Origin of the sequence: Nocardioides silvaticus (genome assembly GCF_003160695.1) — a bacterium.
In the GTDB taxonomy this organism is placed as follows: domain Bacteria; phylum Actinomycetota; class Actinomycetes; order Propionibacteriales; family Nocardioidaceae; genus Nocardioides; species Nocardioides silvaticus.
The window spans coordinates 1-1,426 of the sequence record NZ_QGDD01000018.1 but is presented as its reverse complement, the minus strand read 5'-3'; the positions used below and the strand labels follow the sequence as shown (position 1 = coordinate 1,426).

The window sequence follows — 1,426 nt, the reverse complement described above, 5'->3', positions numbered from 1 at the left end:
GCGGCTACTTGTTTCATTGACCCCAGGACCGGTGCCTGGCGAGGCTCGGTCTAGGCGTCCGGTCCGTGGCTCTCAATGCGGCTGCCCACGGCTTGTCCGTGTGGCTCTCTACTGGCATGCGCGGGCCGGGCGCCGTGAGCCAGGAGAGGCTCGAGAGGGGACTGCCCAGCTCTAAGTAGCGCTGCCCTCCCGGCTCGACTACCAGTGCTGGATCGAGCATCGGAGACAAGCCGTGAGCAACACAAACAAGCGCGTGGTGATTGGGATGGATCCGCACAAGCGGTCGGTCACGATCGAGGTGATGGACGCCGGCGAGACCGTCCTAGACGGTGGCCGTTTCGGCACCGATGAGGCTGGTTTCGCCGCGATGAGGGATTACGTCAGCCGGTTCGGTGACCGGGTGTGGGCGATCGAGGGATGCAACGGGATCGGCCGCCACGTCGCGGTCCGGCTGGTCGCCTTGGGCGAGGACGTCGTTGATGTCCCGCCGAAACTGTCGGCGCGGGCCCGGGTCTTCAGCACCGGTCAGGGCCGTAAGACCGACGCCACCGACGCCCATTCGGTGGCCCTGGTCGGCACCCGGATGAGCGGACTGCGACCCGTGGTCAACAACGAACAGCGCGAGGAACTGAGGGTGCTGGTCGACCGCCGCGGCTGGCTGGGCGAGGAGCACACCCGCAAGGTCGCCCAACTGCACCACCTGCTGCTCGAACTGATCCCCGGCGGGGCGAAGAAGGATCTGTCCGCCGCCCAGGCCAAAGCGCTGCTGGCCAAGGTCCGCCCGCGTGACGCCGCGGGTAAGGCCCGGCGCCGAGTGGCCGCCGAGCTCATCGCCGACCTGGAGCGGATCTACCTGCGACGCAAGGCCGCCGACAAGGAACTCACCGAGCTCATTCGCGCCAGCGGCAGCAGCCTGCTGGACCTGAACGGCATCGGGCCCACTGGTGCAGCTCGTCTGCTGGTCGACGTCGAGGACATCACCCGATTCCCCAACCGCGACCACTTCGCCTCATGGAACGGCACCGCACCGATCGACGCCTCTTCCGGCGACCACGTCCGTCACCGGCTATCGCGCCAAGGGAACCGGCAGATCAACCGGACCCTGCACATCATGGCCACCGTGCAACTGCGCCGTCCCAGCGAGGGACGCTCCTACTTCGACCGCAAGACTGCCGCCGGCAAGACCAACATGGAAGCGATGCGCTGCCTGAAACGCCGGCTGTCGGACCTCGTCTACAAGACCATGCTCGACGACCTCGTCATCACGCAGAGGACGGGCCCGGGAGGGCAACGGGGCAACGACTCTGAATCCAGCGCGACCGGCTCACAACCCCATACCGGCTCTTCGGACAAGCCACTTCCCGGACCCGCCAGACCCGAGCCTAAGCCAGTTCTTCCAGCCGCGTCTTGACACAGAGGGGCGCCA

The 1,426-nt window shown here is 67.0% G+C and carries 1 protein-coding gene; it reads left to right on the top strand.

Annotation, left to right across the window (positions count from 1 at the left end; translation table 11 throughout):
* Positions 1–232: 232 nt before the first annotated feature.
* Positions 233–1,411, top strand: a complete 1,179-nt coding sequence (locus tag DJ010_RS21650; protein ID WP_211318916.1) for an IS110 family RNA-guided transposase — start codon at positions 233–235, stop codon at positions 1,409–1,411.
* The last annotated feature ends 15 nt before the right edge of the window (positions 1,412–1,426 follow it).